Annotated in this window: 24 protein-coding genes and 1 pseudogene; 17 read left to right on the top strand and 8 right to left on the bottom strand. The window is 60.8% G+C overall.

Annotation, left to right across the window (positions count from 1 at the left end):
* Nucleotides 1-86 precede the first annotated feature (86 nt).
* The 5 genes and pseudogenes from AC3ZU9_RS23245 (at nucleotide 87) to yfcF (ending at nucleotide 5,205) form a co-directional block, all read left to right on the top strand.
* On the top strand, nucleotides 87-584 hold the full coding sequence (locus tag AC3ZU9_RS23245) for a sigma-70 family RNA polymerase sigma factor (RefSeq protein ID WP_043205471.1): 498 nt from the start codon (nucleotides 87-89) through the stop codon (nucleotides 582-584).
* Entirely contained in the window at nucleotides 581-1,534 is a 954-nt protein-coding gene (locus tag AC3ZU9_RS23240; RefSeq protein ID WP_490091408.1) for a FecR domain-containing protein, read from the top strand. Before AC3ZU9_RS23245 ends, AC3ZU9_RS23240 begins: the two co-directional genes overlap by 4 nt.
* A 90-nt stretch (nucleotides 1,535-1,624) precedes the next feature.
* Entirely contained in the window at nucleotides 1,625-4,057 is a 2,433-nt protein-coding gene (locus tag AC3ZU9_RS23235; protein WP_490091407.1) for a TonB-dependent siderophore receptor, read from the top strand.
* 192 nt (nucleotides 4,058-4,249) lie between these two features.
* Nucleotides 4,250-4,476 (top strand): annotated as a pseudogene (locus AC3ZU9_RS23230) (DUF924 family protein); the annotation flags it as partial.
* Nucleotides 4,477-4,572: 96 nt separating this feature from the next.
* A complete protein-coding gene (gene yfcF, locus AC3ZU9_RS23225) occupies nucleotides 4,573-5,205 on the top strand; it encodes a glutathione transferase (RefSeq protein WP_012724712.1) in 633 nt (210 codons plus the stop codon).
* Here the strand turns inward: yfcF and AC3ZU9_RS23220 are convergent.
* Nucleotides 5,180-5,452, bottom strand: a complete 273-nt coding sequence (locus tag AC3ZU9_RS23220; RefSeq protein ID WP_012724711.1) for a hypothetical protein — start codon at nucleotides 5,450-5,452, stop codon at nucleotides 5,180-5,182. The two genes, yfcF and AC3ZU9_RS23220, sit on opposite strands and share 26 nt — an antisense overlap.
* A 132-nt stretch (nucleotides 5,453-5,584) precedes the next feature.
* On the opposite strand from AC3ZU9_RS23220, the gene AC3ZU9_RS23215 reads away from it, so the two are divergent.
* A complete protein-coding gene (locus AC3ZU9_RS23215) occupies nucleotides 5,585-6,229 on the top strand; it encodes a hypothetical protein (protein WP_012724710.1) in 645 nt (214 codons plus the stop codon).
* 46 nt (nucleotides 6,230-6,275) lie between these two features.
* Complete coding sequence (locus AC3ZU9_RS23210; protein ID WP_490091406.1) at nucleotides 6,276-6,617, top strand: hypothetical protein; 342 nt, start codon at nucleotides 6,276-6,278, stop codon at nucleotides 6,615-6,617.
* 658 nt (nucleotides 6,618-7,275) lie between these two features.
* On the opposite strand, the gene AC3ZU9_RS23205 is transcribed toward AC3ZU9_RS23210, so the two are convergent.
* Nucleotides 7,276-8,022, bottom strand: a complete 747-nt coding sequence (locus AC3ZU9_RS23205) for a creatininase family protein (RefSeq protein ID WP_490091405.1) — start codon at nucleotides 8,020-8,022, stop codon at nucleotides 7,276-7,278.
* A gap of 32 nt (nucleotides 8,023-8,054) precedes the next feature.
* A complete protein-coding gene (locus AC3ZU9_RS23200; protein ID WP_490091404.1) occupies nucleotides 8,055-8,768 on the bottom strand; it encodes a murein L,D-transpeptidase catalytic domain family protein in 714 nt (237 codons plus the stop codon).
* 40 nt (nucleotides 8,769-8,808) lie between these two features.
* On the opposite strand from AC3ZU9_RS23200, the gene AC3ZU9_RS23195 reads away from it, so the two are divergent.
* Nucleotides 8,809-10,392 carry a L,D-transpeptidase family protein gene (locus AC3ZU9_RS23195; protein WP_102060714.1) on the top strand — a complete coding sequence of 528 codons (1,584 nt, stop codon included), beginning with the start codon at nucleotides 8,809-8,811 and terminating at the stop codon, nucleotides 10,390-10,392.
* Here AC3ZU9_RS23195 and AC3ZU9_RS23190 read toward each other — a convergent pair.
* A complete protein-coding gene (locus tag AC3ZU9_RS23190) occupies nucleotides 10,373-10,882 on the bottom strand; it encodes a P-loop nucleotide/nucleoside kinase family protein (RefSeq protein ID WP_490091403.1) in 510 nt (169 codons plus the stop codon). The genes AC3ZU9_RS23195 and AC3ZU9_RS23190 overlap by 20 nt on opposite strands.
* A gap of 74 nt (nucleotides 10,883-10,956) precedes the next feature.
* On the opposite strand from AC3ZU9_RS23190, the gene dapF reads away from it, so the two are divergent.
* A complete protein-coding gene (gene dapF / locus AC3ZU9_RS23185; RefSeq protein ID WP_490091402.1) occupies nucleotides 10,957-11,760 on the top strand; it encodes a diaminopimelate epimerase in 804 nt (267 codons plus the stop codon).
* Here the strand turns inward: dapF and AC3ZU9_RS23180 are convergent.
* Together AC3ZU9_RS23180 and AC3ZU9_RS23175 are read right to left on the bottom strand one after the other, a co-directional pair.
* Nucleotides 11,748-12,890: a PAS domain-containing sensor histidine kinase gene (locus AC3ZU9_RS23180; RefSeq protein WP_490091401.1), complete on the bottom strand. Its 1,143-nt coding sequence runs from the start codon at nucleotides 12,888-12,890 to the stop codon at nucleotides 11,748-11,750. The genes dapF and AC3ZU9_RS23180 overlap by 13 nt on opposite strands.
* Nucleotides 12,880-13,695: an alpha/beta fold hydrolase gene (locus AC3ZU9_RS23175; RefSeq protein ID WP_122810998.1), complete on the bottom strand. Its 816-nt coding sequence runs from the start codon at nucleotides 13,693-13,695 to the stop codon at nucleotides 12,880-12,882. Before AC3ZU9_RS23175 ends, AC3ZU9_RS23180 begins: the two co-directional genes overlap by 11 nt.
* A gap of 128 nt (nucleotides 13,696-13,823) precedes the next feature.
* Between AC3ZU9_RS23175 and AC3ZU9_RS23170 the strand changes: the two genes are divergently transcribed.
* Entirely contained in the window at nucleotides 13,824-15,017 is a 1,194-nt protein-coding gene (locus tag AC3ZU9_RS23170) for a TPM domain-containing protein (protein ID WP_122810997.1), read from the top strand.
* An 83-nt stretch (nucleotides 15,018-15,100) separates the two neighbouring features.
* Here the strand turns inward: AC3ZU9_RS23170 and AC3ZU9_RS23165 are convergent, their stop codons facing one another.
* Nucleotides 15,101-15,595 (bottom strand): DUF1543 domain-containing protein, encoded by a 495-nt coding sequence (locus AC3ZU9_RS23165; RefSeq protein ID WP_093541743.1) that lies wholly within the window; start codon nucleotides 15,593-15,595, stop codon nucleotides 15,101-15,103.
* A 106-nt stretch (nucleotides 15,596-15,701) separates the two neighbouring features.
* Between AC3ZU9_RS23165 and AC3ZU9_RS23160 the strand changes: the two genes are divergently transcribed.
* Entirely contained in the window at nucleotides 15,702-16,523 is an 822-nt protein-coding gene (locus AC3ZU9_RS23160; protein ID WP_046034753.1) for an aldo/keto reductase, read from the top strand.
* 52 nt (nucleotides 16,524-16,575) lie between these two features.
* On the opposite strand, the gene AC3ZU9_RS23155 is transcribed toward AC3ZU9_RS23160, so the two are convergent.
* Nucleotides 16,576-17,091 (bottom strand): Hcp family type VI secretion system effector, encoded by a 516-nt coding sequence (locus AC3ZU9_RS23155; RefSeq protein WP_012724698.1) that lies wholly within the window; start codon nucleotides 17,089-17,091, stop codon nucleotides 16,576-16,578.
* 497 nt (nucleotides 17,092-17,588) lie between these two features.
* Here AC3ZU9_RS23155 and tssA point away from each other — a divergent pair, with 497 nt between their 5' ends.
* Genes tssA through tssG form a run of 6 tightly spaced genes read left to right on the top strand, consistent with a single transcriptional unit; the run spans nucleotide 17,589 to nucleotide 24,339 of the window.
* A complete protein-coding gene (gene tssA / locus AC3ZU9_RS23150) occupies nucleotides 17,589-19,142 on the top strand; it encodes a type VI secretion system protein TssA (protein WP_490091400.1) in 1,554 nt (517 codons plus the stop codon).
* Nucleotides 19,143-19,174: 32 nt separating this feature from the next.
* Entirely contained in the window at nucleotides 19,175-19,672 is a 498-nt protein-coding gene (tssB, locus tag AC3ZU9_RS23145; protein WP_012724696.1) for a type VI secretion system contractile sheath small subunit, read from the top strand.
* A 27-nt stretch (nucleotides 19,673-19,699) separates the two neighbouring features.
* Nucleotides 19,700-21,175 carry a type VI secretion system contractile sheath large subunit gene (gene tssC, locus AC3ZU9_RS23140; RefSeq protein WP_490091399.1) on the top strand — a complete coding sequence of 492 codons (1,476 nt, stop codon included), beginning with the start codon at nucleotides 19,700-19,702 and terminating at the stop codon, nucleotides 21,173-21,175.
* Between the two features lie 14 nt (nucleotides 21,176-21,189).
* Nucleotides 21,190-21,591, top strand: coding sequence for a type VI secretion system baseplate subunit TssE (gene tssE, locus AC3ZU9_RS23135; RefSeq protein WP_093541751.1), 402 nt, complete (start codon nucleotides 21,190-21,192; stop codon nucleotides 21,589-21,591).
* Complete coding sequence (tssF, locus tag AC3ZU9_RS23130; protein ID WP_320399230.1) at nucleotides 21,581-23,368, top strand: type VI secretion system baseplate subunit TssF; 1,788 nt, start codon at nucleotides 21,581-21,583, stop codon at nucleotides 23,366-23,368. Before tssE ends, tssF begins: the two co-directional genes overlap by 11 nt.
* Entirely contained in the window at nucleotides 23,332-24,339 is a 1,008-nt protein-coding gene (tssG, locus tag AC3ZU9_RS23125; protein WP_046034759.1) for a type VI secretion system baseplate subunit TssG, read from the top strand. Before tssF ends, tssG begins: the two co-directional genes overlap by 37 nt.
* Nucleotides 24,340-24,347: the final 8 nt, after the last annotated feature.

Below are 24,347 nucleotides of genomic sequence, written 5' to 3'. Positions count from 1 at the left end.
AACATTAATTTGCGCGTTGCCGCGTTTCGTTGCGCAGATTAGAATGCGATCAATTCTTAATTACTCTCTGGTCCCCGGTGATCTGCATGTCGTCTTCGCTCAATCTGCCTGTCGAGGCGCTGTACTGCGAACACCACGGATGGTTATACCGCTGGCTCGACCGCAAGTTGGGCAACGCCAGCGATGCGGCCGACCTGGCCCACGACACCTTCATGCGCCTGCTCACCCGGCAGCACAGTGCGGGTTTCGGCAGCGAGCCGCGTGCGTTGCTCACCCACATCGCCAAGGGCTTGATGATCGACAGCTGGCGCCGCCAGGAAGTCGAGCGCGCTTATCTGGAAACCATTGCCCACTTGCCGGAGCAGGAGGTGCCGTCGCCGGAAACCCGCTGGCTGATTCTTGAGGCGCTGTACCGCATCGAAGCCATGCTGCGCGATTTGCCGGACAAGACCCGCCAGGCCTTCCTGATGTCGCAGATCGATGGCCTGACGTACGCGCAGATCGCCGAGGAATTGAAGGTGTCGCTGGTCTCGGTCAAACGCTACATGCGCGATGCGTTCCTGGCATGCCTGAGCGTGGCATGAACCCGTCCATCGACCCGCTGATCCTCGGCGAAGCCGCCGACTGGATGGTGCAGTTGCAGTCCGGCAGCGCCACCGACGAAGACCGCCGCGCCATCGCCCAATGGCAGGGCCGCAGCGCCCAGCACGCCCAGGCCTGGCAACGGGCGGAGGCGATCCTGGGCGACTTCAACAGCGTGCCGGGCGCGATTGCCGGCGACACCCTCAAGCGCATCGGCCGCAAGCAATCCCTCGGCCGTCGTCAGGCCCTCGGGCTGTTGCTGCTGGCGGGGCCGGCGACCTGGCTGGCTTATCGGCAAAAGCCGTGGCAGCCGTGGACGGCCGACCAACACACCGCCATCGGCGAGCAACGCCACCTCACTTTGCCCGACGGCACGCGCCTGCTGATCAACACCGCCAGCTCGTTGAACATCTCTTTTACCGATCAGGTGCGACGTATCGAGTTGCTGCAAGGCGAAGTGATGATCACCACCGCCAAGGACCCCGCACCCCGCCATCGTGCGTTTATCGTGCAAACCCGCCACGGCACCGCCCGCGCCCTGGGTACGCATTTCAGCGTTCGAGTGGCAGAGCAGAGCATCCGCGTGGCGGTGCTTGACGGCGCGGTGGAAATGCTCCCGGAGCATGCCCGCCATGGGCTGATCCTCAAGGCCGGTGAGCAAAGCGCATTCGGCAGCGACGGCGTGGCAGCGGTGCAGCCGCTGGAGATCAGCGCAACCACCTGGGAAAACGGCATGCTGCTGGCCCAGCAGATGCGCTTGGCGGACTTGCTCGATGAGCTGGGACGCTACCGTCACGGCGTGTTGCGCTGCCACGACAGCGTGGCCGGGCTGACCGTCTCCGGGGCGTTCCCCTTGCGAGACACCGACGCCAGCCTGCGTCTGTTGCAGGAAACGCTGCCGGTCAAGGTCAGCAGCCTGACTGGCTACTGGGTGACCGTTGAGCCTCGCTGAAATTATTGTCGACCTTTGCTGATACCTTTTTCGTTGTCGCCCGGTGTAGGGGAGAACCCTCAACTTTGCAGCGCGCCGACAGGAATCCCCATGACCTTCACACCGCACCCCATCCGCCCCTTGAAGGCCTTGAGCCTGGCCGTTGCCCTGGCAGCCATCGCACCGTTGCACAGTGCCGTGGCCGCTGACGCGGCGTCGACCAGTGCGGTGCGTAGCTACACCCTTGCGCCGGGGCCGTTGGGCAACGTACTGGCGCAGTTCGCGGCGTTGTCCGGGGTGCCGTTGTCGTTTGATTCCACACTGCTCAATGACCAGCAAAGCGCCGGCTTGCAGGGCCGTTTCACTGCACAAGCGGGCTTCATGCAGTTGTTGCAAGGCAGCGGTTATACCCTGCAAAGCACCGGCACCCACGGCTACACCGTGGTGCCCGAAGCGACGGGCGATGCGTTGCAGCTGGGTGCGACCACCATCAGTGGGGAGAGCGGGGCGCAGGCGGACACCTACGCCGGCGGCCAGGTCGCACGCTCGGCGCGCCTGGGGGTGTTGGGCACTCGTTCGATCAATGACGTGCCGTTCAGCGTGGTCAGCTACACCGCCAAGACCATCGCCGACCAACAGGCGCGCACGGTGGGCGATGTGCTGCTCAATGACGCCTCGGTGCGCCAGTCTTCCGGCTTTGGCAACTTTTCCCAGGTGTTCACTATTCGCGGCCTGCCGCTGAGCACCGATGACATTGCCTTCAACGGCCTGTACGGCGTGCTGCCCCGGCAGATCGTCACCACGGAGGCGTTGGAGCGGGTGGAGTTGTTCAAAGGCCCCAACGCGTTCGTCAATGGCGTGTCGCCAGCGGGCAGCGGCATCGGCGGCAGCGTCAACCTGGTGCCCAAGCGCGCCGAAGACGCGCCCACTCGCAGCGTGACCCTCGACACCACCACCGATGGCCAGCGCGGCGGCCACCTCGACCTGGGCCAGCGGTTTGGCGAAGACAACCGCTTCGGCGCGCGGGTCAACCTGGCCAGGCATGGCGGCGACACGGCCATTGAGGATGAATTCAAAAGCTCGCAACTGGTGGCCGTCGCCCTGGATTACCGTGACGATCGCCTGCGCATTTCCACCGACTTCGGCTACCAGAAAGAGCGCATCAACAACGGTCGCTCGGTGGTCTACCCCAATGGCACCCAAGTGCCGAAGGCGCCGTCAGCCAAGCACAATTACGCCCAGGACTGGAGCTGGTCGGAGCTGGAAGACACCTACGGCATGTTCAATGCCGAATACGATTTGAATGAAAGCTGGACCGCCTATGTGGGCGGCGGCGCCAAGCATACGCGGGAGAATGGCCAGTATTCGTCGCTGTACGTGGGCAATGATGGCAGCGGGCGTGTGGGCTTTTTGTACTCGCCTCACGATGAAGACAACAAGAGCGCCATGGCCGGGTTGAACGGGCATTTCAACACCGGCCTGGTGAGCCATCAGATGAACGTCGGTTTGTCGGGGATCTGGGGCGAGCAGCGTTCGGCCTTCGAGGCGATCCTGCAGGCCAACCGCCGACCGGGCAATCTGTACAACCCGACCCAGATTTCGCGCCCGAGCGTTACTTACTTCGGCAGCGATATCCATGACCCGCGTGTCGTCGGCAAGAATCGCATCAAGAGCGCGGCGGTGTCCGACACCCTGGGCTTTATCGATGATCGCGTGCTGCTGACCCTGGGCGTTCGGCGCCAGACCCTCGAGGTGGATGCATGGAACACCACCACGGGAGCGCGCAACGCCAACTATGCCGAAAGCATCACCACGCCGGTGTACGGCCTGGTGGTCAAACCGTGGGAGCACGTGTCGTTCTATGCCAACCGCATCGAGGGGCTGGCCCAGGGCCCGACGGCGCCATTGAGCAACGTCACCAACCCCGGCGAGGTCTTTGCGCCTAACCGCAGCAAACAGACGGAAGCCGGGGTGAAGCTGGATTGGGACAGCGTTGGCGCCACCTTGGGCGTGTACCGCATCGAGCAGCCGAACAGCTCCACGTCGCGCCTGCCCGGCAATAGCCTGGACACCTTCAGTGTCGACGGTGAGCAGATCAACAAAGGCGTGGAGCTGAACGTTTTCGGCGAACCGGTTGACGGCCTGCGTCTACTGGCCGGCGCTACCTGGATGAACACCGAATTGAAGAACACCTCCAACGGCCTCAGCGACGGTAACCGCGCTGCCGGCGTGCCGCGCTTCCAATACAATGTGGGCGCCGACTGGGACATTCCCGGCCTCCAGGGCGCCGCCGTCAACGCGCGGATGCTGCGCACCGGGGGCGAATACGTCAACGCCACCAACACCCTGAGCATCCCGGCCTGGACCCGCGTCGACCTCGGCGCCCGGTATGGCTTCAAGGCCGACGACAAGTACATCACCCTGCGCGCCAACGTCGAGAACGTGGCGAACAAGGCCTATTGGGCGTCGGCGTCGACGGCCAATAACTACCTGACCCAGGGCGAGCCGCGCACCGTCAAGCTCTCGGCAACAGTGGACTTCTGATCGGTAACCACGCTTGTCTCTGGCTGGCGGGCTTGTTGTGGTGAGCGGGGCAAGCCCGCTCACCACAATTGACACCGGGTTTCTGCTACCGTCGAGGGATTCGATTGAGAGTAGGTAGCGACAATGAGCAATGACACCCCGCACTCCGTCATCGACTTCTGGAAAAACGCCGGCCCCAAACGCTGGTTCGCATTGCGTGCATTCTGCTACCTGCCCTTCGAACATTCGGAAGACCCGGCGGATCAGCAGCGCTCTCTTGTTCTCAACCAGCCACTGGGCGCCACTACCTACCATTGGGCCAAGGAACATGCCGAGATCATCCAGCGGTTCGGGCGTTTTCCCATCATAATGAGGTGCTGGCTCGGGCGACCTCAGACGAAGAGCGCGCTTTCCTGAGCAAGGGCGGGTTTGCGGGCTAGCCCGGTATTCCGCCGAGGAATGCCCCCATAAAAACAGCGCATTGTCTTTCTGGCGGCACATCTCGTAGCGTGGTGCTCCCTTCAAGGAGATTCGTCATGAGCCAGCGTCCGTTGCGTCTGTATGTTGATCATCTGTACACCAGCCCCTACGCCATGTCGGTGTTTGTCGCCCTGCGGGAAAAAGGCCTGGCGTTCGACACGCTCACCCTGGACCTGGATGCCGCGCAACAGCACGCGGCCGACTTCGCCCACCTGTCCCTGACTCAGCGCGTCCCCACGTTGGTAGAAAGCGATTTTGCGCTCTCCGAGTCTTCAGCAATCACCGAGTACCTGGAGCAGGTTTATCCCGAGACCCCGGTGTACCCGGCCGACCCCCAGCAGCGGGCGAGGGCGCGCCAGGTGCAGGCGTGGCTGCGCAGCGATTTGTTGCCGATTCGGCAGGAGCGCTCGACCCTGGTGGTGTTCTACGGGCAGAAGATGCCCCCACTGAGCGCCGAGGCTGAAGCGGCGGCCGCCAAATTGATCAGTGCGGCGCAAGCGCTGCTGGCGAATAATCCGCCCTACCTGTTCGGTGAGTGGTCCATCGCGGACGTGGACCTGGCGGTGATGCTCAATCGCCTGATCCTCAACGGCGACCACGTGCCTGCCGAGCTGGTGGAGTACGCGCAGCGTCAGTGGCAGCGGCCGTCGGTACAGGCGTGGGTCAATCAACAACGCCCTGCGCTGTAGCCTGTTCAGTGATGTGCACGACGCGGCGGTCCAGGTCCTCCCAGTCGGCCATGCCCAGCACCCGCGTGGTGTTCAGGCCACGCAGGTAGCCGCGTAATTGCTGGGCGCTGGCGTTGATTTGATCAGCGCCCGCGGCCTCATCCTGCAGCACGTCTTCATAGTCGACCAGGTAATCGGCGACGCGCTCGCGAAACTCCGGTAGGACGGCTTCGCGGATGCGGTCGAAGGTTTTCTGGTGAGGCTTCATAGCGTGGTCCTTATAGGTTTTATGGGTGCACTATCGGTTCAGATAATAGTCACCATCACGGATCGCAAGTTCTGTTTTTGCAGGAAAAGCGGAAAAATCACCCCATCGAAACGCTGTTCAAGGAAATGCGCGATGAGGACGTTTATTCAGCTTGTCTTAATGATGTTGATGCTTGGCACGGTCGCGATCAACAACGCGGCAAGTGCCGATGATCTGCGTTCGGGCCATTTGCTCCCTCTCGGCGCTAGCGTAGAATCCCTGCAGCACGCGCAGTCGGTGGGTGTGTTGTTAAGCGATAACACCCGCGACAACCTCAGCTACCTTGAACGCTACCACGACATGGCCTTGAATGGCGCCAAGGATGCCCTCGACGGACGCATCCGCCAGGCGTTCGTCAACAGCTCCGACCCGGAACTGGCCATCGACTGGTTGATGAGTTCGCTGCAAGGCACTTTTTTGTCGGTGACGGTCTACGACAGCCTGGATGCCTTGGTGCAGGCTCACCCCGATGTGGTGGTGATGCTCGACACCCATAACCAACTGCTGACCCAGCGTAACGACCAGGTCGAGGCGCGGTTTATTGCGCGGTTCTACGACGCGAACCTGCAATACATCGCCAAGGCCGAAGGCTCGGTGCATAAGCAGGTGCCGTCGGTGTGGGTACATGACAAGGCTGCACCGGAAATTGCCGCACAGATCGAGCAGCAGCGGGATGTGCAGCTCGATGCCTTGAAGCAGTTCGATGTGTCGCTCAAGGCGCTGCTTCGCGCTGGATAGTGGGCGGCTTGATGTGAACCTTTATTTTTATTGTCAGGAATTTTTCATGCGCTCTTTTTTCGCCCCGGCCTTGGCCTTTGCTTCCTTGTGGCTGGCCGGTTGTGTGTCCGCCCCCAACGCCCCGACCCTGACCCTGCAAACCAGCAAGGGGCCTGAAGCCTATGTGCAGTGCGTGCTGCCCAAGCTGGAAAAACATGGGATCACCTCGACCGTGACGCAGAACTCGCGCCACGCCAAGGTGGTGTTGACCAGCAAGATTGCGGCCGATGATGTGCTGGAAGTCTATAAGTCCCAGGATGGCGGCAAGGTGTTTCTGTATGAGCGCAAGCCGCTGGCGTCGGCGATCAAGCCGTCGCGGTTGGAGCAGGCGGCGCAGGAATGCATGTGATTCCAGGCAATACATAGCCAATGTGGGACAGGGGGGCTCCTGATGGCGGTGTGTCAGTCGACTCATGCTGGGTACGACGCTGGCCCTGTGGCGAGGGAGCTTGCTCCCGTCGGCGGCCTGACAGCTGACCAGGATGTTGGATCAGCACGAGTACATATCCGTTATTTAGGTCACGGCTGCTATGGGTTCCGCCCTTACGGCGGGTCACTTTTGGAAGAGCGCCAAAAGTAACCAAAAACGCTTCGCCCCAACACTCGGCACCTCGCCTAGGCTCGGTGTGCCCTCACTCCGGCTTGAATCCGTGGGCCGCCGCCACGCGCCATCCATGGCGCGGGGCGGCTAACCCGGCGTCCTGCCGGGTTACCCACGGATTCAAGCCTGCGTTCGGCCAGCGTGTTTGACGGGGCGCCTCAGATCAAGATCAAAAGCAAGAGCACGGCGGCCTGGTAGCCGACCTGAGTGGTGTAGATCAAAAGCAGGGCTGATTGATCTCTCGGCCTAGAGTGGCGGGCTTGGAGCTGGCCGGTTTTTTACTGTCGATCTCGGTTGAGTGTGGGAGGGGGCTTGCCCCCGATGGCGGTGGGGCAGTCATAGGTGCAGTAGCTGAAACACTGCTATCGGGAGCAAGTCTCCTCCCACAGTTTGATTCAGATAGGGATCAGGGTTTGGCTTCGTTACTGAAACTGTTGACTGTCGTGACCAACCCTTGCGCCGCCAACGCCACCAACTCCCCACCTTTCTCCACCGTTGCCAGCGCCGGGTCCGAGCCCATGCGCCCGTCGGGGAAGCGTGCGCGGAAGTCCAGTGCTTCACGGATCGGCCCGGTGTTGGCGATTTGCGGCGAGTAGTCGGCGGTCTTGATCGACTCCGGGTACGCCCATTGCGTAACCGCAATCTCCGATGGCGTGGCATGGCTGCCGTGGCCCACCGGGAATTGGCGTTGGGCCAGGTCGGTCACGCCTTCCAGGTCCCACCAGTTCACCAGCTTCAGCGCGAACCCGGCCGGCCGGCGGGCGAAACTGGCTTCGGCGTATAGCTCGGAAAACGCCGCTTCAATGGTGGCGATATTGCCGCCATGGCCGTTCAGAAACAGAATCTTCTCGAAACCATGCCCGGCCAGCGAGCGCACCCAGTCGCCGATTGCGGCGATGAAGGTGGAAGGGCGCAGGGAAATGGTGCCGGGAAAGCCCAGGTGGTGCTGGGCCATGCCGATATTGAAGGTCGGGCCGATCAGGATGTCCGCGTGCTGCTGTGCTTCATGGGCGATGATTTCCGGGCACATCCAGTCGGTGCCGAGCAGGCCGGTGGGGCCATGCTGCTCGTTGGAACCGATGGGGATTACCACCGTGCGGCTGCGTTCCAGAAACTGGCCGATCTCGATCCAGGTGGATTGATGTAGAAGCATGCGTGGCTCTCTTTTTTATCGATGGGAACAGGCTATCCGCCACGGATTGTACGACTACTCGCCACCTGTTGGGGTTTGCAATTGAGGTACGTCGAGGACTTCAACCAGCGCTGGTCGGGGTACCACGAAAACATGAACTGCCCATCCTTGAGCTTATCCACCACCTGGCGCGCCACCTGCGGGCGCACGGCGGGGCAGCCCTGGCTGCGGCCGATACGGCCTTCGCGCTTGCTCCACAGCGGGCTGACGTAGTCGGCGGCGTGGATGACCAGGGCGCGGTCGCGTGCCTGGTCGTTGAAGCCTGGCTCGAGGCCATCCATGCGCAACGAGTAGCCGTGGGTGCCCAGGTAACTCTCCTGGGTGCGGAACAGGCCCAGGCTTGATTGGTGGCTGCCTTCGCGATTGGAGAACTGGGTGGCGAAGTTTTCCCCGGAGTTGGCACCGTGGGCGACCAGGTCGCGCAGCACCAGGGTCTTCTTGCGCAAATCGAAGATCCACAGCCGACGGGCGGTCGAGGGCTGTGAATAGTCAATAACCGCTAGGCGCTCGGAACGTTCCTCGCCATTACTGACGGCACACTGCATGGCGCTCAGGGCGCTTTTCAGTACAGTGGGATTGAGTTCTGGAGCCGAGCGCGCCAGGCTGCTATATAAGTTAGGAGGAATCCCATTGGCCGCGAGCGCAGAATTGCTCAACGTAACCAGGGACAAGGCGATCAGGCCTAAGCGATACAATAAAGTCAGCATCTACAGTACATCCCCCCGCTGTGGATTGGAGCTAAGCCAATTGTTCAAAAAACACGCATGTTACTTGAGCATTTGCCTGCTCGTTGCACCACTGGTCGCGACAGCCGATGAGCCTTTGCCCGTCGCACCCCCGGCCCTGGTCAATACCGCCCCCGTGCAACAGGCGTTGGCCCAACTGCCCAGCGTCTGCCCCAGCCTCGCGCCGCAGATCGACGGCGCCGCCCAAGCGCGTCTGCAAGCCTTTTATCAGCAGCAGGGTGATGAGCCGCTGTGGTCTGCCGACGAACGCCGGCAAGCCCTGGAAACACAGTTGCTGATGCTCGCCGATGACGGCCTGGACCCCACCCACTATAGCCTGCCTGCGCTGGATGCCACGACCAACGTGCTGTGCAGCGATATCGCTACCAGCCAGCATTACCTGCAAGCGCTCTGGGACCTGCACTACGGACGTCTTCAGCAATCGCGTTTCGAACCGTTGTGGCATTCGCAGCCGCCCACCCGTGACCCCAACACTGAAGTGCTGGCCTTTGCCGCCGCGGGCCTGCAAGACATGGCCCAGGCATTCGACCAGGCACGTCCCAGCGCCGACTTATACCGCAGCCTGCGCAACGCCTATGCCACTGTGCGCCAGCAGCCGTTGCCGCATTGGGACCCGGTCGGCAGTGGCCCGCTGTTGCGCCCCGGCATGGAAGACCCGCGTGTACCGGAGCTGGCACGGCGCTTGATCAGCGGCGGCTACCTGGCCACGGCGTCGAGCGGCAAGCAATACCACGATGAGTTGGTCAAGGCGGTAAAGGCCTTCCAGCTCAGCCACTCCTTGCAAGCCGATGGCGTGATCGGCGCGGGCACTGTGGCCGAACTGAATATCAGCCCGGCGATGCGCCGAGAACAGCTGCGCATCAACCTTGAGCGCTTCCGCTGGCTGGCCCAGGACCTGGAGCCCGAAGGCGTATTGGTCAACGTAGCCGCCGCGCAACTGAGCGTGTACCAGAGCGGCATCCCCGTGTGGCAGACCCGCCTGCAAGTCGGCCGCGCCGAACGCCAGACGCCGCTGCTCAAATCGCGCATCACCCGGCTGACCCTCAACCCGACGTGGACCATCCCGCCTACCATCATGCGCGAGGACAAACTCCCGGCCATCCGCCTCAACCCCGAATACCTGCGCCAACAAAACCTGCAAGTGCTTGATGCCGAAGGCCACCCGCTGGCCCCCGAACAAATCGACTGGGCGCGTCCCGGCAATATCCTGCTGCGCCAGGAAGCCGGTCCGCGTAACCCGCTGGGCAAGATCGTCATGCGCTTCCCCAACCCGTACTCGGTGTACCTGCACGACACGCCGAGCCAGCCCCTGTTTACCAAAGGGCCGCGGGCGTTCAGCTCGGGGTGTGTGAGGGTCGAGCAACCGCTGCTGCTGCGCGATTTACTGGTGAGCCCGGCCGAACGCGCGCGCACCGATGAGTTGCTGGCCACCGGAGTGACCCATGAGTTCAGGCTGGCCACGCCGGTGCCGGTGCTGTTGGGCTACTGGACGGTTGAGGTCGACCGCCAGGGCGGCTTGGTGTACGCCCCGGATATTTACGCGCGCGATCTGGTGTTGATGAAGGCTATGGGGAGTTTGCTCTGAGGTTCGCCAGCGTCATTGCGACAGCCTCATCTAGGGTCATGAGGGCGGTGTCGACCGTCAGCGGCACCTCGTCCCACGCCTCGAACTCATGCGCCAGGACGGACTGCCAAGTGGGAGGCGTCAGGCCGGGAATATCTGCTTTTCGGGTTGCCACCCGCCGTTGATGTTCCTGGCGGTCAGAGCAAATCACCAGAATATCCGTCAACTCGACCGCTGCCATTGCCGCCACAGCCTTCCACGCATCCCGGCTTTCCTTGACCGGGTTCACACAGTCGGCCACCACGCAGTGGCCCAGTCGCAGATTGCTCAACGCCAGTGCGTTTGCCACGCTGTAGCCGCTGGCCCCGACATCGCCGGCCAGCACGGCGGCATCGCGTATCGCCTGTTCAATCACATCGATACGCAGGTAAACCGCACCGGTCCGGTGTGCCAGTTCACGGGCTATTGTGGTCTTGCCGGTGCCGGGCAGTCCGCTGAAGACAATTAGCATGGGGGGCTCTCGATAAAGGCGTGCGCGTTCAGAGTATCCTTCAGTTCCCCCACGAGTCGACCACAGGACAGCCCATGCTTTTGCCGTTCGTAAAGATGCACGCCCACGGCGACGACTTCATCATCATTGATCGCCGTGGCTTGGACGATCCGATCACCGCGGCCATTGCCCGTCAGTTGGGTAACCGTCACACCGGTATCGGCTTCAACCAATTGGCCGTTGTGTACGATTGTGAAGAGGCGGCCGCACGTATCAGCTTCTGGAACGCCAACGGCACGCCGCTGGCCACTTGCGGCAGCGCCACCCGTGGCGTGGCCGATCGGTTGATGCATGAAACCGGCACGGGTTCGATCGTGCTGCGTACCGACCGCGGCCTGCTGACCTGCGTGCGTGCGCCGGGGCGGCAAGTGTCGGTGGACATGGGCGAGCCCTCGCTGGAGTGGGCGGCCGTGCCTCTGTCCACCGCGATGGACACCCTGACATTGCCTGTCGAAGGCAGCCCGGCGGCGTGCAGCATGGGCAACCCCCACTGTACATTTTTCGTCGATGACATCGCGGCTGTCGACGTAGCAGGCCTGGGCCCGGCGCTGGAAGTTCACCCGCTGTTCCCGGCCAGGACCAATGTGCATTTCGTGCAAGTGCTCGACCGTAGCCATATCCGCCTGCGCATCTGGGAGCGCGGTGGCGGTGTGGCGTTGGGGTCGGGGTCGTGCTGCTGTGGGGCGGTGGTCAACGGGATCCGGCGCGGGCTGCTGGATACCACGGTGCAGGTGCAGTGCGACGGCGGCACGGTGACCGTGCATTGGACGGGCGAGGGCGGTGTGGTATTGACCGGCAGTGTGGAGCCGGTGATGCAGGGCAGCGCCTACGTGCCTTGAAATATCACGGTAAAGGTGGTGCCGCCGGTTGCACAGGAAGTCACCGCCACATCCCCACCGTGTACCTTGGCCAACTCGCGCACGATATACAGGCCCAGGCCCACGCTGCGCACATCGCTGCCCTGGTCGGTGCCGCGGGTCATGGGCTCGAACAGCCCGGCCAATAAGGCCTCCGGTATGGCTGCGCCGTGGTTGTGCACTGACACTTCGCAGCGGCCTTCGCCCAGGCGCGAGGTAATACTGATCGGCCGTTGCAAATCGCCATAAGCCACGCTGTTGGCCACCAGGTTGCCGATGATCTGTTGCACGCGGTCTGCGTCCAAATGGGCGTTGCCGCTGCCAATCGCGTGGTGCTCCAACGTCGCCTTGGGGAACGCCACGCGCAGTTCATCCACGGTGCGATGAATCACGCTATGCAAATCCATGGAGGTGGCCTTGATGACGATGCCCTGGCCGACCCGCGCCTGGGTGAAGTCCAGCAGATCGGCGATCATGCGCTGGGCACGCTCGGACGACTGGCCAATATGCCCGAGCAACTGCTGCTCCTTGGGCGTGCGCTCACCGCGACTGAGGAAGTCGGACGCCATACGAATGGCCGTGAGTGGGTTTTTCAGGTCATGACTGACAATCGCCACCATCTGCTCGGCGAACAACGCGCGGCGTTGGGAAATGGTATAGGCCTCGCTCAGTTCGGCCTGGGCTTGCTTCAAGGCGAGTTCGGCGGCGGTTTTTTCCTGCAACAACGCTTCGGCCAGGTTGCGCGCGTTGAGCAGCTCGCGTTCGTACTTGTCGCGGTCGGTGGTGCCGAACAGGGCCAGGTCGTACACCACGGCGTCGGCGTGTTCACGCTTGATGCCGTTGAGCAGCACGGTGACCTTATGCCCGTCATGGTGCAGCATATCGAGCTTCACTTCGGTGACGCTGCCATGCATGCGCAACATGGGCGCCAGGTGCGTCTGGTGGAAAATGCGCCCGCCCATGGTCAGCAAATCCTGGAAACGCTTGCCGCACAGCGCGGTAGTGCTGAACCCCAGCCACTCGCTGAAGCGCGCATTGGCTTGCAGGATCATGCCGTCTTCCGAGGTGACGGCCAGGGCGCAGGCCGCGCTGTCGAACAGGTCAGCTTGCACGTGCAGCCGCCCAAGGGGCCAGGAAACTGTCCATGGCCGTAGCGCAGGCCTGTGGCGCGCTCATGTGCGGGCAATGGCCGATGTTGTCCACCAGGCAATAGCTGCTGTTGGGCAGCACGCGGTGCAGGTATTCGCCTACGGCCACTGGGGCGATTAGGTCATCGGTCGATTGCAGGATCAGCACCGGGGTCGCCAGGCCGATCACGTCCTGGCGGTTATCCGACATAAACGTGACCCGCGCGAATTGCTTGGCGATCTCGGGTTCAGTGCGGCAGAAACTCTCGGTCAACTCTACACCCAGCGCCGATTGACCTTGCGCGCCCATAATCACCGGGGCCATGGCGCTTGACCAGCCGAGGTAGTTACTGTCGAGGGTATCGAGTAAGTCGTCGATATCGCTGTGCTTGAAACCACCGATGTACCCGTCGTCATCGATATAGCGCGGCGACGGCCCGATCATGACATGGGCCGCGACTCGGCCCGGAGCCAGGCGGTCGGCGAGGGCACCGATCATCGCGCTCACCGAATGCCCCACCAGGATCACGGGGCCGACGGCATAGGCATCGATAATGTCATTGAGGTCCCGGGCATAACCGTCCAGCGTGCTGTACTTGGCCTTGTCGAAGGCACTCAGGTCAGACAGGCCCGCGCCTACCAGGTCATACATCACGACGCGAAAGCGTTCCAGGAAGTGCGGCGCCAGGTAGTTCCACATGGCCTGGTTGCAACCGAACCCGTGGGAAAACACCAGGGTCGAGGTCCCGGAGCCCATCACGCTGACATTGTTACGATGGAGTAGGTCCATGGGCTTCCCGGTTATGGCGTATTGCTATGCGTGCGGGCAGTTTAGATAGTCAAACGCTTTGGGTCACGCGTTATAGCGCCGATAAGGTAAAGTCGGCGCCTTCAGGAAGAAACCTCAGGTAACAAAACATGATGCAGCGTGTGCGGCAATCCGTCTTGAGTCTGCTGGTGTTGATCAGCCTGCTTGCCACCGTCCACGCGGATACGTCACCTATCGGTGTAGCCCTCGACCAACGGGTGATTGACCTCACCAACACGCTGGATGCAGGCACCACCACCCGTCTGAAAAACCAGCTTGCCGACGTTGAACAGCGCAAAGGCGCACAAGTCGCCGTACTGCTGGTACCCAGCACCGGTGGCGCGAGCATTGAGGACTATGCCAACCAACTGTTTCGCGCGTGGAAGCTAGGGCGCAAGGACGTCAACGACGGCATCCTGCTGGTTGTTGCCAAGCACGACCGCAAGGTGCGCATCGAAGTGGGTTACGGCCTGGAAGGCACCGTCACCGATTTGCTGGCTCACCGCATCATCGAAGAACACATCACCCCGGCGTTTCGCCAGGGTGACTATGCGGGTGGTGTGGTCCAAGGCGTCAATGACCTGGTCGTGCTGGTGGACGGCGGTGAATTGCCCCCGGTTGCGGGCCCTGCGTTCAATCCCCAGACGATTACCGTATTGCTGGCGTTCATCGTCGGGGCGATTGGCGGTGTCCTGATCGCCGCCGGCAAGTTGCAGTGGCGCCGTGCCTTGATTGCCACCGTGGCAGTCACGGTGCTGCTGGCTATTTTTGGCGGCGGCCGTGACTGGCTGGTGTTTCTGCTGGTGCTGCCCCTGACGCTGCTGATCGGCGGCGCAACATTCGGCGCATTGTGGCTGGCGCGTGGGGTGTTTTACTGCGTGTTAGGACTGCTGGCGTATGTCGTCGCGGTGCTGGTAGTGAACCACTTCGTTGAAGTCAACTTGGTCCATTGGCTGGCATGGCCGTTTGGTGGTGCCTTGGTGTTGGGGCTGTACGTAGGGCTGTTTTTCGTTATCCGCGAGTCCTTAAGAAAAAGCCCGCGCTTCTTCATCGTGCGTGTTCTGGCGGTGTTGGCGATTTACGCGGGGGTGGGTGTTTTGCTCGGGCATGGTTATCAAGGTTGGTTACTGGCGATACCGGCCGCGTCAATCGTGGCGTTTATCGTGTTTGTCCAGAGCATCTCCAATGGGGGCTCGGGCTCGGGTGGCGGTTCCGGTTCAAGCTCCAGCGGCTCCAGTTCCAGTAGCAGTTCATCGGGAGGAGGCGGTTCCAGTGGCGGCGGCGGGGCGTCCGGGAGCTGGTAAAACCGTGAGCGCGGCGTTTAGCCAAACCCTCTCTTGAAGCTCAAACGTATGTAAAACGGCTCGATTCCTTCAACGCCGGTTGTTCAGGCCAGGACGATGTAGTCGTTCTGCTGCAGGATTGGCCGGTGCGGGCCCTGCACCAGGTGGACATATCGACCGTCCACCAGGTCGATGGGCAGGCAGTCGTCGAGGTCCAATACCCCATCGGTGTGGGCCTGGGACCAATGGCGCAGCATCTGTTGCTTGCCCTGGCGGGTGGCCTCCTGTTTATTGCGCGCCACCACCAACAGGTAGTGGTGGGCTTCGCCAAAGCTGTTGGCTTCATAACCGCCGAGGTTGAGGAAGTACAGGTGATGCGCGCCGGCGGCAGGCGCCAGCGGGCTGAACTCGACTTTCCAGCCGTCAACGCCATCCACCCCCATCCACGCATCGATATGCACACCCTTGGGGCTGCCGAACCAGCCGTCACGCAATTGCGGGTAGGTAGCCTCCAGCGTGTCCGCCACAGCAAACACCACATCGTGGACTTCGATTTTCGCCCGTGGGTGCTTGCCCCCGAGCATAACGACAAACAGCATTGCAGGTCCTTCCTGGCATCTTGGCAGAGGGTAACCATACTTCGATTGAACCCTTTTGTCCGGCCAATGCCACACTGTTAATCCGCGAACTCATCAGGAGATTGTCATGCGTACCATTGATCTGGCGGGCGTCCCCGTTCCTGTCATCGGCCAGGGGACCTGGCGCATGGGCGAGAACCCCGACCAGCAGCGCGCCGAAGTCGCGGCGCTGCAACTGGGTATCGATGAGGGCATGACCCTGATCGATACCGCCGAAATGTACGGTGAGGGCGGCGCCGAAACGGTTGTGGGCGAAGCCATCCGTGGCAGGCGCGACCAAGTCTTCCTGGTGAGCAAGGTCTACCCGCACAACGCCAGCCACAAGGGCGTGCCTCGTGCCTGTGAAGCGAGCCTCCAGCGCCTGGGTACCGACTATATCGATCTGTATCTGTTGCACTGGCGCGGCCAATATCCCCTTGAAGAAACCGTCGAGGCCTTCGAGCGCCTGCGCGAAGCCGGCAAGATCGGCCGCTGGGGCGTCTCCAATTTCGATGTGGCCGACCTGCAGGAACTCGCCTCTCCGGCGTGCGCCACCAACCAGGTGCTCTACAACATCGAAGAGCGCGGCATCGAATTCGACCTGCTGCCCTGGTGGCAACAGCATCACTTGCCCTTGATGGCGTACTGCCCGATCGCTCAGGGTGGCGAGCTGTTGGCCAGCCCGACCCTGAAGCAGATCGCCCATCGCCACGAGGTGACACCGGCCCAGGTTTCCCTGGCCTGGGTATTGCGCCAGGACGGTGTGATCGCGATCCCCAAGGCGGTCACCCCGGAACACGTGCGACTCAACGCAGCCGCAGCCAAACTCGTGCTGGATGAACACGACCTGGATGCTATCGATCGCGTGTTTGGCGCACCCAAGCGCAAGCACCCGTTGGCGATGGTGTAGCGGGATGGCAGGTACGGCGCCTTCCCTGGCGCCGTACCTGCGTTAAAGCGGTTTAGCCCGCTACCGGGCTGCGCCAGTCATCCGACCCGGAAGTGCCGGACACTTCGTGGGTCCATACGATCTTGCGATAGGTGAAGTACACATCTTCCAAGTGGGTGAAATGGGCGTTGTCCGGATCCTGGCAGTTGGGCATGCGCGACTGGATGTCGACGATGGTTGCCCCCTCCAGTTCAATCGTGAAGTAGTGCTCCTGGGTGCCGGCCGACGAGGTGCGTAACCATTCGAGCCGGCACTTGACCTCTTCGCCGCTGGTCAACGCGCTGAACAGCAAGGGCGAGGACTTATCGAACACTTTGCTGATCATCAACGGTTTATGGACCCTTTGGCCTGTTGGCTGGCCGGATTGTGGGTCGCGCGGGATGATCACTTGATGAGCAAAAGCCTGGACCAGAATCTGATCCTCATGGCCCTCCTGGTAAATATTACCTACCGAGTCCTGGGTAAACGTGCCTGCCGTAATCAAACCTTGTTTGACACCGGTGATGGAAAGATACGCGGGTGTTGGCATGACGGGTTTCCTTGCCTGATTGATGAGGTAGTTCCAACCGACAATTGCATCGGCTGGGCAAGTGCCTATAACAAGAAACGTGCCTGAAAGTGTTGGGCGCAATAAAACAAGGGTGTTGCATTCTATAAGTTCGGATTTTCATTGTGATGAGGCAGGATTTGTGGGGTTGGTTAAGTATTTGATTGCGCAACGGTGCGCATTTAATTGCTCAGTTAAGTTGTTTTGTAACTGTTGAGGTGGGTGGGGATATCGGGTGTTTATGTGGGGGGTGAGTGCGCAAAATGCTGCGCATTCCAAGCTTTTAGGTGTTTGTAGGAAAAGGATTAAGTGTGGTTCCGTCGCTTGCTGAATGTTTTAGGCATGGCTAAGGTTCGTGAGCTTCGCAGGAATTCCAGCGATGCGAAGATGACTTTCTGAGGCGCACATTAAATGCGCTTAGTTGGTATTCTTTGGACTTATTGTCTTGTTTTTTCTTGTTTAGTTGCGTGCGGTGCCAAATGGCTTATTCGGACAAGCTGTATGATTATTACCTTGAACTTGCACGGTCGCCCTGCATGCCAACAAGTTTTGCGGGCAGTGATATGCGCTTTTCGAGTGAATATGAGGTCCTGGAGTTCGAGCTTGCCAAGGCACGATCAATTCATGGCAGTGGTCAACCCGATTGGCATAAGGTCCTGGAAGCCGGCGAAATCCTGTTGCGCCAGCAATCCAAGGACCTGCGGGTCGCCGTTTGGCTGACCTGGGCGCTGCACCAGAGGGAATCCTACCCGGGATTGTTGGCCGGGCTCGGGTTGTTGCGCTATTTTTGCGAGCATCATTGGTCTGAGGTCCACCCCGGAAAACCACGCACCCGTGGCGCGGCATTCGGATGGTTGGTGTTGCGCCTTGAGCCCTTGTTCACGCAAAGCCTGCCGCTCCAGAACCAGCAGCCTTTGTTCCAAGCGGTGCTTGAACACCTGATACGCCTCGATGAGCTGTGGGCCGAGCACTTGGGGGATGCCGCGCCAATGTTGTTGCCGATTCGCAGGCAATTGGCTCAGCGATTGGAGCGCGCTGCGCAGGACGACGCCCCGGTCGCAGGGCTGAGTGGTGTCATTGCGCACGTCAAGCAGGCGACCACCCAATTGCTCAAGCCCGAAGCGCGGGTGGACAACGAAAAAGACGCCCACAGGTTGTTGCGCACCTTGCAGGAACAGGCGCGCACGCTGTGCGTATGGTGGTTGCGTCAGAACGCCACCGACCTGCGCGCTTTTCGCCTGAACCGAACATTGACCTGGCTGGCGCTGGCCAATTATCCGGATGCCGACAACGAACGGCTCACCGCCCTGCGTGGGCCCGCTCCCGACAAGCTCAAGCGTTATCAGGAGCGTTTTGCCCAAGGTCATCACGCCGATCTGGTGCTCGAACTTGAAGCCAGTCTCGCCGGTGCGATGTTCTGGTTCGATGGGCTGCACATGCTCTGGGAATGCCTGGAGGCCATGCAGGCCGAGCAGGCCATGACTGAGCTGGAGGTGACCTTCGCTCTGTTGCTGCAACGTTTGCCAAACCTGGCGGAGTTTCGCTTTCACGACGGGGCTCCTTTTGCCGGCCCCGCGACCCGTGACTGGATAGCGCTGCAAGTTACCCGTCACCTGCAAATACCCGAATCGCCTGCATTGATAGTTGATGCCGACGCCGAGCCGTGGGAGATCGCCTTGCAGGCGGTCGCAACCCGCTTACGCAAGGACGGGCTCAAGGCCGCCATCCATGAACTCAAACAAGGCATGTATGCCGCTCGCAGTGATCGCGCACGTTTTTATTGGCGGTTGGCCCAAGCGCGCCTGTGTGTACTGGCGGGCAAGCATGAGCTGGCGAAGATCCAGCTCGAACAGCTGGACCACGAACTGCAACACACAGGCCTGGAGCGCTGGGAGCCGGAGCTGGCCCTTCAAGTGACACAGCTTCTCTACCGCTGCTGCGACCTGTTGCCACAAAACCACGCCGTGCGCGAGCGCAAGGAAGACACCCATCGCAGGCTGTGCCTCTTCGATCTGGAAGCGGTACTTGAATAGGCTTTCGAGCCACTTGAAAAAGGAGAGACACCATGGCCAAAGAAGGTTCGGTAGCCCCCAAGGAACGTATCAATATCACGTTCAAACCCGCCATCGGCGGGGCGCAGGAAGAAGTCGAACTGCCGTTGAAACTATTGGTGCTTGGAGATTTCACCCAGCGTGAGGACGCGCGCAAGCTTGAAGATCGCAAACCCATCGCGATCGACAAAAACACCCTTGATGACGTGCTGGCCAAACAGGCGTTGAGCCTGACGCTGAATGTGCCCAATCGTCTGCAGGAGGATGCGCACGTTGAGGAACTGGCCATTCAGGTACGCATTAACGCCATGAAGGATTTCAATCCCGCGAACCTGGTTGAGCAGGTTCCGGAGTTGCACAAGCTGATGGCGTTGCGCGAGGCACTGATGGCTCTCAAGGGCCCACTGGGCAACACCCCGAGCTTTCGCAAGGCCATCGAACAGGCCCTGGCCGATGACGAGTCCCGCGCGCGGGTACTGGCCGAGCTGGGCCTGGGCAGCCCGGACGCCTGACATTTTCAGTAAAAGGACACTGACCGCATGACCACACCACAACACGCGCTACCGGCACAAACCGCTGATGAATACAGCATCCTCGACAACATCGTTGCCCAGACGCTACTGAGTGCCGATGACGAAGCGTATGGCATTGCCAAACGGGGTGTCTCGGCGTTTATCGAAGAGTTGATCAAGCCGCAGAACCGTGGCGAGCCGGTAAAAAAACGCTTGGTCGACCGGATGATTGCCGAGATCGACACCAAGCTCAGTCTGCAAATGGACGAGATATTGCACCACCCGGACTTTCAGGCCCTGGAAGCGTCCTGGAAAGGGCTGCAGTTGTTGGTCGATCGCACCGACTTTCGCGAAAACATCAAGATCGAACTCTTGAACGTTTCCCGGCAAGACCTGCAGGAAGACTTCGAAGACTCACCGGAAGTGACCCAGTCGGGCTTGTACAAACATATCTACAGTGCAGAATACGGCCAGTTTGGCGGTCAGCCTGTGGGCGCGATCATTGCCAACTATTTTCTGTCGCCCAGCGCGCCTGATGTAAAGCTGATGCAATACGCTTCCAATGTGGCCTGCATGGCGCATGCGCCTTTTATCGCCGCAGCCGGGCCAGCGTTCTTCGGGTTGGAGAGCTTCACCGGCTTACCGGATCTCAAAGATCTGAAGGACCATTTCGAAGGCCCGCAATTTGCCAAATGGCAAAGCTTTCGCCAGAGCGAGGACGCGCGTTACATCGGGTTGACCGTGCCGCGTTTCTTGCTCCGTACGCCTTATGACCCCCTTGAATGCCCGGTCAAGACCTTTGCCTACCAGGAAAACGTGGTCAACAGCCACGAACATTACTTATGGGGCAATACAGCCTACGCCTTTGCCACGCGCCTGACCGACAGCTTCGCGCGCTTTCGCTGGTGCCCGAACATCATCGGCCCGCAAAGCGGTGGCGCGGTAGAAGACTTGCCGTTGCATCACTTCCACAGCATGGGGGAGATTGAAACCAAGATCCCGACCGAAGTGCTGGTTTCCGACCGTCGTGAATACGAACTGGCGCAAGAGGGCTTCATTGCCTTGACGATGCGCAAGGGCAGTGACAACGCCGCGTTCTTCTCTGCCAGCTCGGTACAAAAGCCGAAACACTTCGGCCTCAGCCCCGAGGGCAAGGAAGCCGAGCTGAATTACCGCTTGGGAACACAGTTGCCCTACATGATGGTGGTCAATCGCCTGGCCCATTACCTCAAGGTCCTTCAGCGCGAACAACTGGGTTCATGGAAGGAGCGCACCGACCTGGAGCTGGAGCTCAATAAATGGATTCGCCAGTACGTTGCCGACCAGGAAAACCCCAGTGCCGAAGTGCGCGGGCGGCGCCCCTTGCGCGCAGCACGCATCGTTGTCAGTGATGTCGAGGGCGAGCCTGGCTGGTACCGCGTCAACCTGAGTGTGCGACCGCACTTCAAGTACATGGGGGCGGATTTCACGCTGTCCCTGGTTGGCAAGCTCGATAAAGAATGAGCCGAGGCCAGGCAATGCCCCACTACCAAAGCCTTTTCGAGCGACTCGAGCGTCCGGCGACGACCCAGGCATGTGGCGTGACATCGGTCGCACTCCATCTGGGGAAAATGCTCAGCATCCGTGCGGGCAGTGTGCAGACACTGCCCGACTACGGCTTGCCCGACCTTAATGATATGAATCAGAGCCTGCACGAATCATTGAGTCAGTCGCGCGTGTTGATCGAGCGATTTATCCGCGCCTACGAGCCGCGCTTGAAGCAGGTGCGGGTCAAGACATTGCCACGGGATCATGATCCGTTGGCCCTGGCGTTCGCTATCGAAGCCACACTGGTGATCAAGGGGGCCGAGCAACCCGTGGTGTTTACCGCGCGGTTATGTGATGCCGGTCGGGTAGAGGTCTTGCCGGATGTCCTTTAACCGTTACTACCAAAGCGAGCTCAGTGCGTTACGCCAACTCGGGCGGCGGTTCTCCCAGCGCAACCCGGCGCTCGCGCCTTTTCTTGCGGAGTCCGGCCAGGATCCGGATGTAGAGCGGTTGCTGGAAGGCTTTGCGTTTCTCACTGGCCGCTTGCGCCAGAAGTTGGATGACGAGCTTCCGGAGCTGACGCATTCGTTGATGCATTTGCTCTGGCCCAATTACATGCGACCGATGCCCGCGTTCAGCATCCTGCAGTTTGATCCGTTGAAGCATTCAGGCCCCGGCGTGTGGGTGGCGCGTGATACACCGGTTGAAAGTGCCGCCGTCAATGACGAACGCTGCCGCTTTCGCACCTGTTACGCCACGCAGATTCTGCCGCTGCAACTGAGTGCGCTGGAGTACAGCGCCCACGCAGAGCGAGGGGTGTTGAGCCTGCGTCTGGGCATGAGCGCCGAAGGTAATTTCGGTGAGTTGACCTTCGATCAGCTGCGCCTGCACCTGGCGGGAGACCGCTACATCAGCCAGGCGCTGTACCTGAGCTTATTGCGTCATCTTGAAGGTATCGAGTTGCAGCCTTTGGGCAACGATGGCCTGCCAGTGACAGGGGCCGATGGGCAGGCTATATCCCTGCGGCTGGGGGCTGACCAGGTACAGCCGGTGGGATTCAGCGAGGAACAGGCGTTGATTCCGTATCCGTTGAATACCTTTCGCGGGTATCGCCATCTGCAGGAGTACTTTGCCTTTCCTGACAAGTATCTGTTTGTTGACGTGGGCGGGCTGAGCGCATTGCACAGGCTGCCCGGCGAGTTGCTGAAACAAGTGTGCGGCATGGTGTTGCGCTTCGAATTGCGCAATCCCTGGCGTGAATCCCAACTGCCCACTCTGGATAACGTGAAGCTGTACTGCACGCCCATCGTCAACCTGTTCAAGCATGACGCGGTGCCCATCCGCCTGGACGGCAAGCAGGATGAGTACCTGCTGATTCCCGGCGACTATTCACGAGAGAGCGCCAGTGTATTTTCCGTCGACAGTGTCACGGGGTGGCAGCCTGGAGGGCTTGGCTATCAGACCTACGTCCCTTTCGAATCCTTTGAACATGATGGCGACACCGAGGGATCGGAGGGCCCCCCGAGCTACAGCATTCGCCAACGGCCATCGTCACAGCATGCCGGCCTCGATACCTGGCTTGGGTTTGGTAACGGCCTGAAACTGGAGCCGCAAACACTCTCGATCGAACTGACGTGCACCAATCACAACCTGCCACGAAGGCTGCAGGTCGGTGACATCAACCAGCCTTGCGAGCAGACGCCGCAGGGGGTGTCGTTCCAGAATATCTGCGCACCCACCGCCAGTTTTTCTCCGCCGCTGGACCAGGATTTTCTCTGGCGGCTTATCAGCAATATGTCGCTCAACTACCTGTCATTGAGCGACATAAATGCCTTGAAAGTGATCCTCCAAACCTATGACTTAGCGCGCTACCACGACCGACAGGCACAGAAGGTCAGCGAGAGAAGGTTGGGCGCGATGCGCTCGGTCAGTCACTCAGCCGTCGACCGATTGCACCGTGGCTTGCCGTTTCGGGGGGTACGAATTGACCTGACCGTCGATCCCCAGGGCTTTCTGGGCCAGGGCGAAGTATTTGTATTTGCCTCGGTACTCAACGAATTCTTCGCGCTCTACGCCAGCCTCAATGCCTATCACGAACTAAGAGTCATCAGCACACAAGGAGACGTGTACCTATGGCCACCACGGATGGGGCAGCAGCCCCTGCTTTAACGCAACTGTCTCGGGTTATTCGCGAATACTCGCTGTTCCAGGCGGTACTGCAGGTCGTCAAGCGTCTGCGTGATGCTCATCCGCTGCTGGACGACGACGCGCTGTATGACCTGTTGGAGTTTCAAGCCAACCCAGGCCTGGGGTTTCCCGGCCACGATATTGACCGGGTGGCTTTTTTTGTCGAGCACGGCCAGTTGCGTGCGCGTCTGCGCCTTAACGTGCTGGGCCTGTGTGGTGCAGGGTCGCCGTTGCCCGCGTTTTATGGCGAGCAGGCGTGTGCTGACGGGGCAGGCGGCAACGCTACCCGCGATTTTCTCGATGTGTTTCACCACCGCCTGCAACGGCTGATGCTGCCGATCTGGCGAAAATATCGTTACCGGGCGTGTTTCCAGGCAGGCGCACGTGACGCCTTTTCCGAACAGATGTTTGCGTTGATCGGGTTAAGAGGAGAGCAGATTCGCAGTGCTGCGCAATTGAACTGCAAGCGGCTCTTGCCTTACCTGGGGTTGCTCAGCCTGCGGGCGCATTCGGCAGCCCTGATCGAGACGGTGCTGCGCTACTACTTCAAGCACAACCGCTTGTTCATCGAGCAATGGGTCCAGCGCCGGGTTGTTATCGCTGACTCACAGCGAAATCGGCTGGGTGCCGCGAACAGCGTGCTTGGCCATGACCACGTACTGGGGGGCCAGGTCGACGATCGCAGCGGCAAGTTCAGGGTGCATCTGCAGGCGTTGGGCTGGCACGCATTCCATGGGTTTCTACCCACTGGCAAGGACTACCCGCAGCTGTGTTCATTGGTGCGGCTGACGGCGCGTGATCCTTTGGAATATGACCTGCGGCTGGTGCTGGCCAAGGACGAGATAAGGCCGCTGCACATTGGCGAACACAACGTCTGCCGGCTGGGCTGGACCAGTTGGCTGGCACATGAATGCGCCGACGGTGTGGTCATTGTGCCGAGCAATGCTCATTAGGGATGAAT

This window comes from Pseudomonas sp. A39 (genome assembly GCF_058145955.1).
This window is presented reverse-complemented; position numbering and strand designations above follow the sequence as displayed.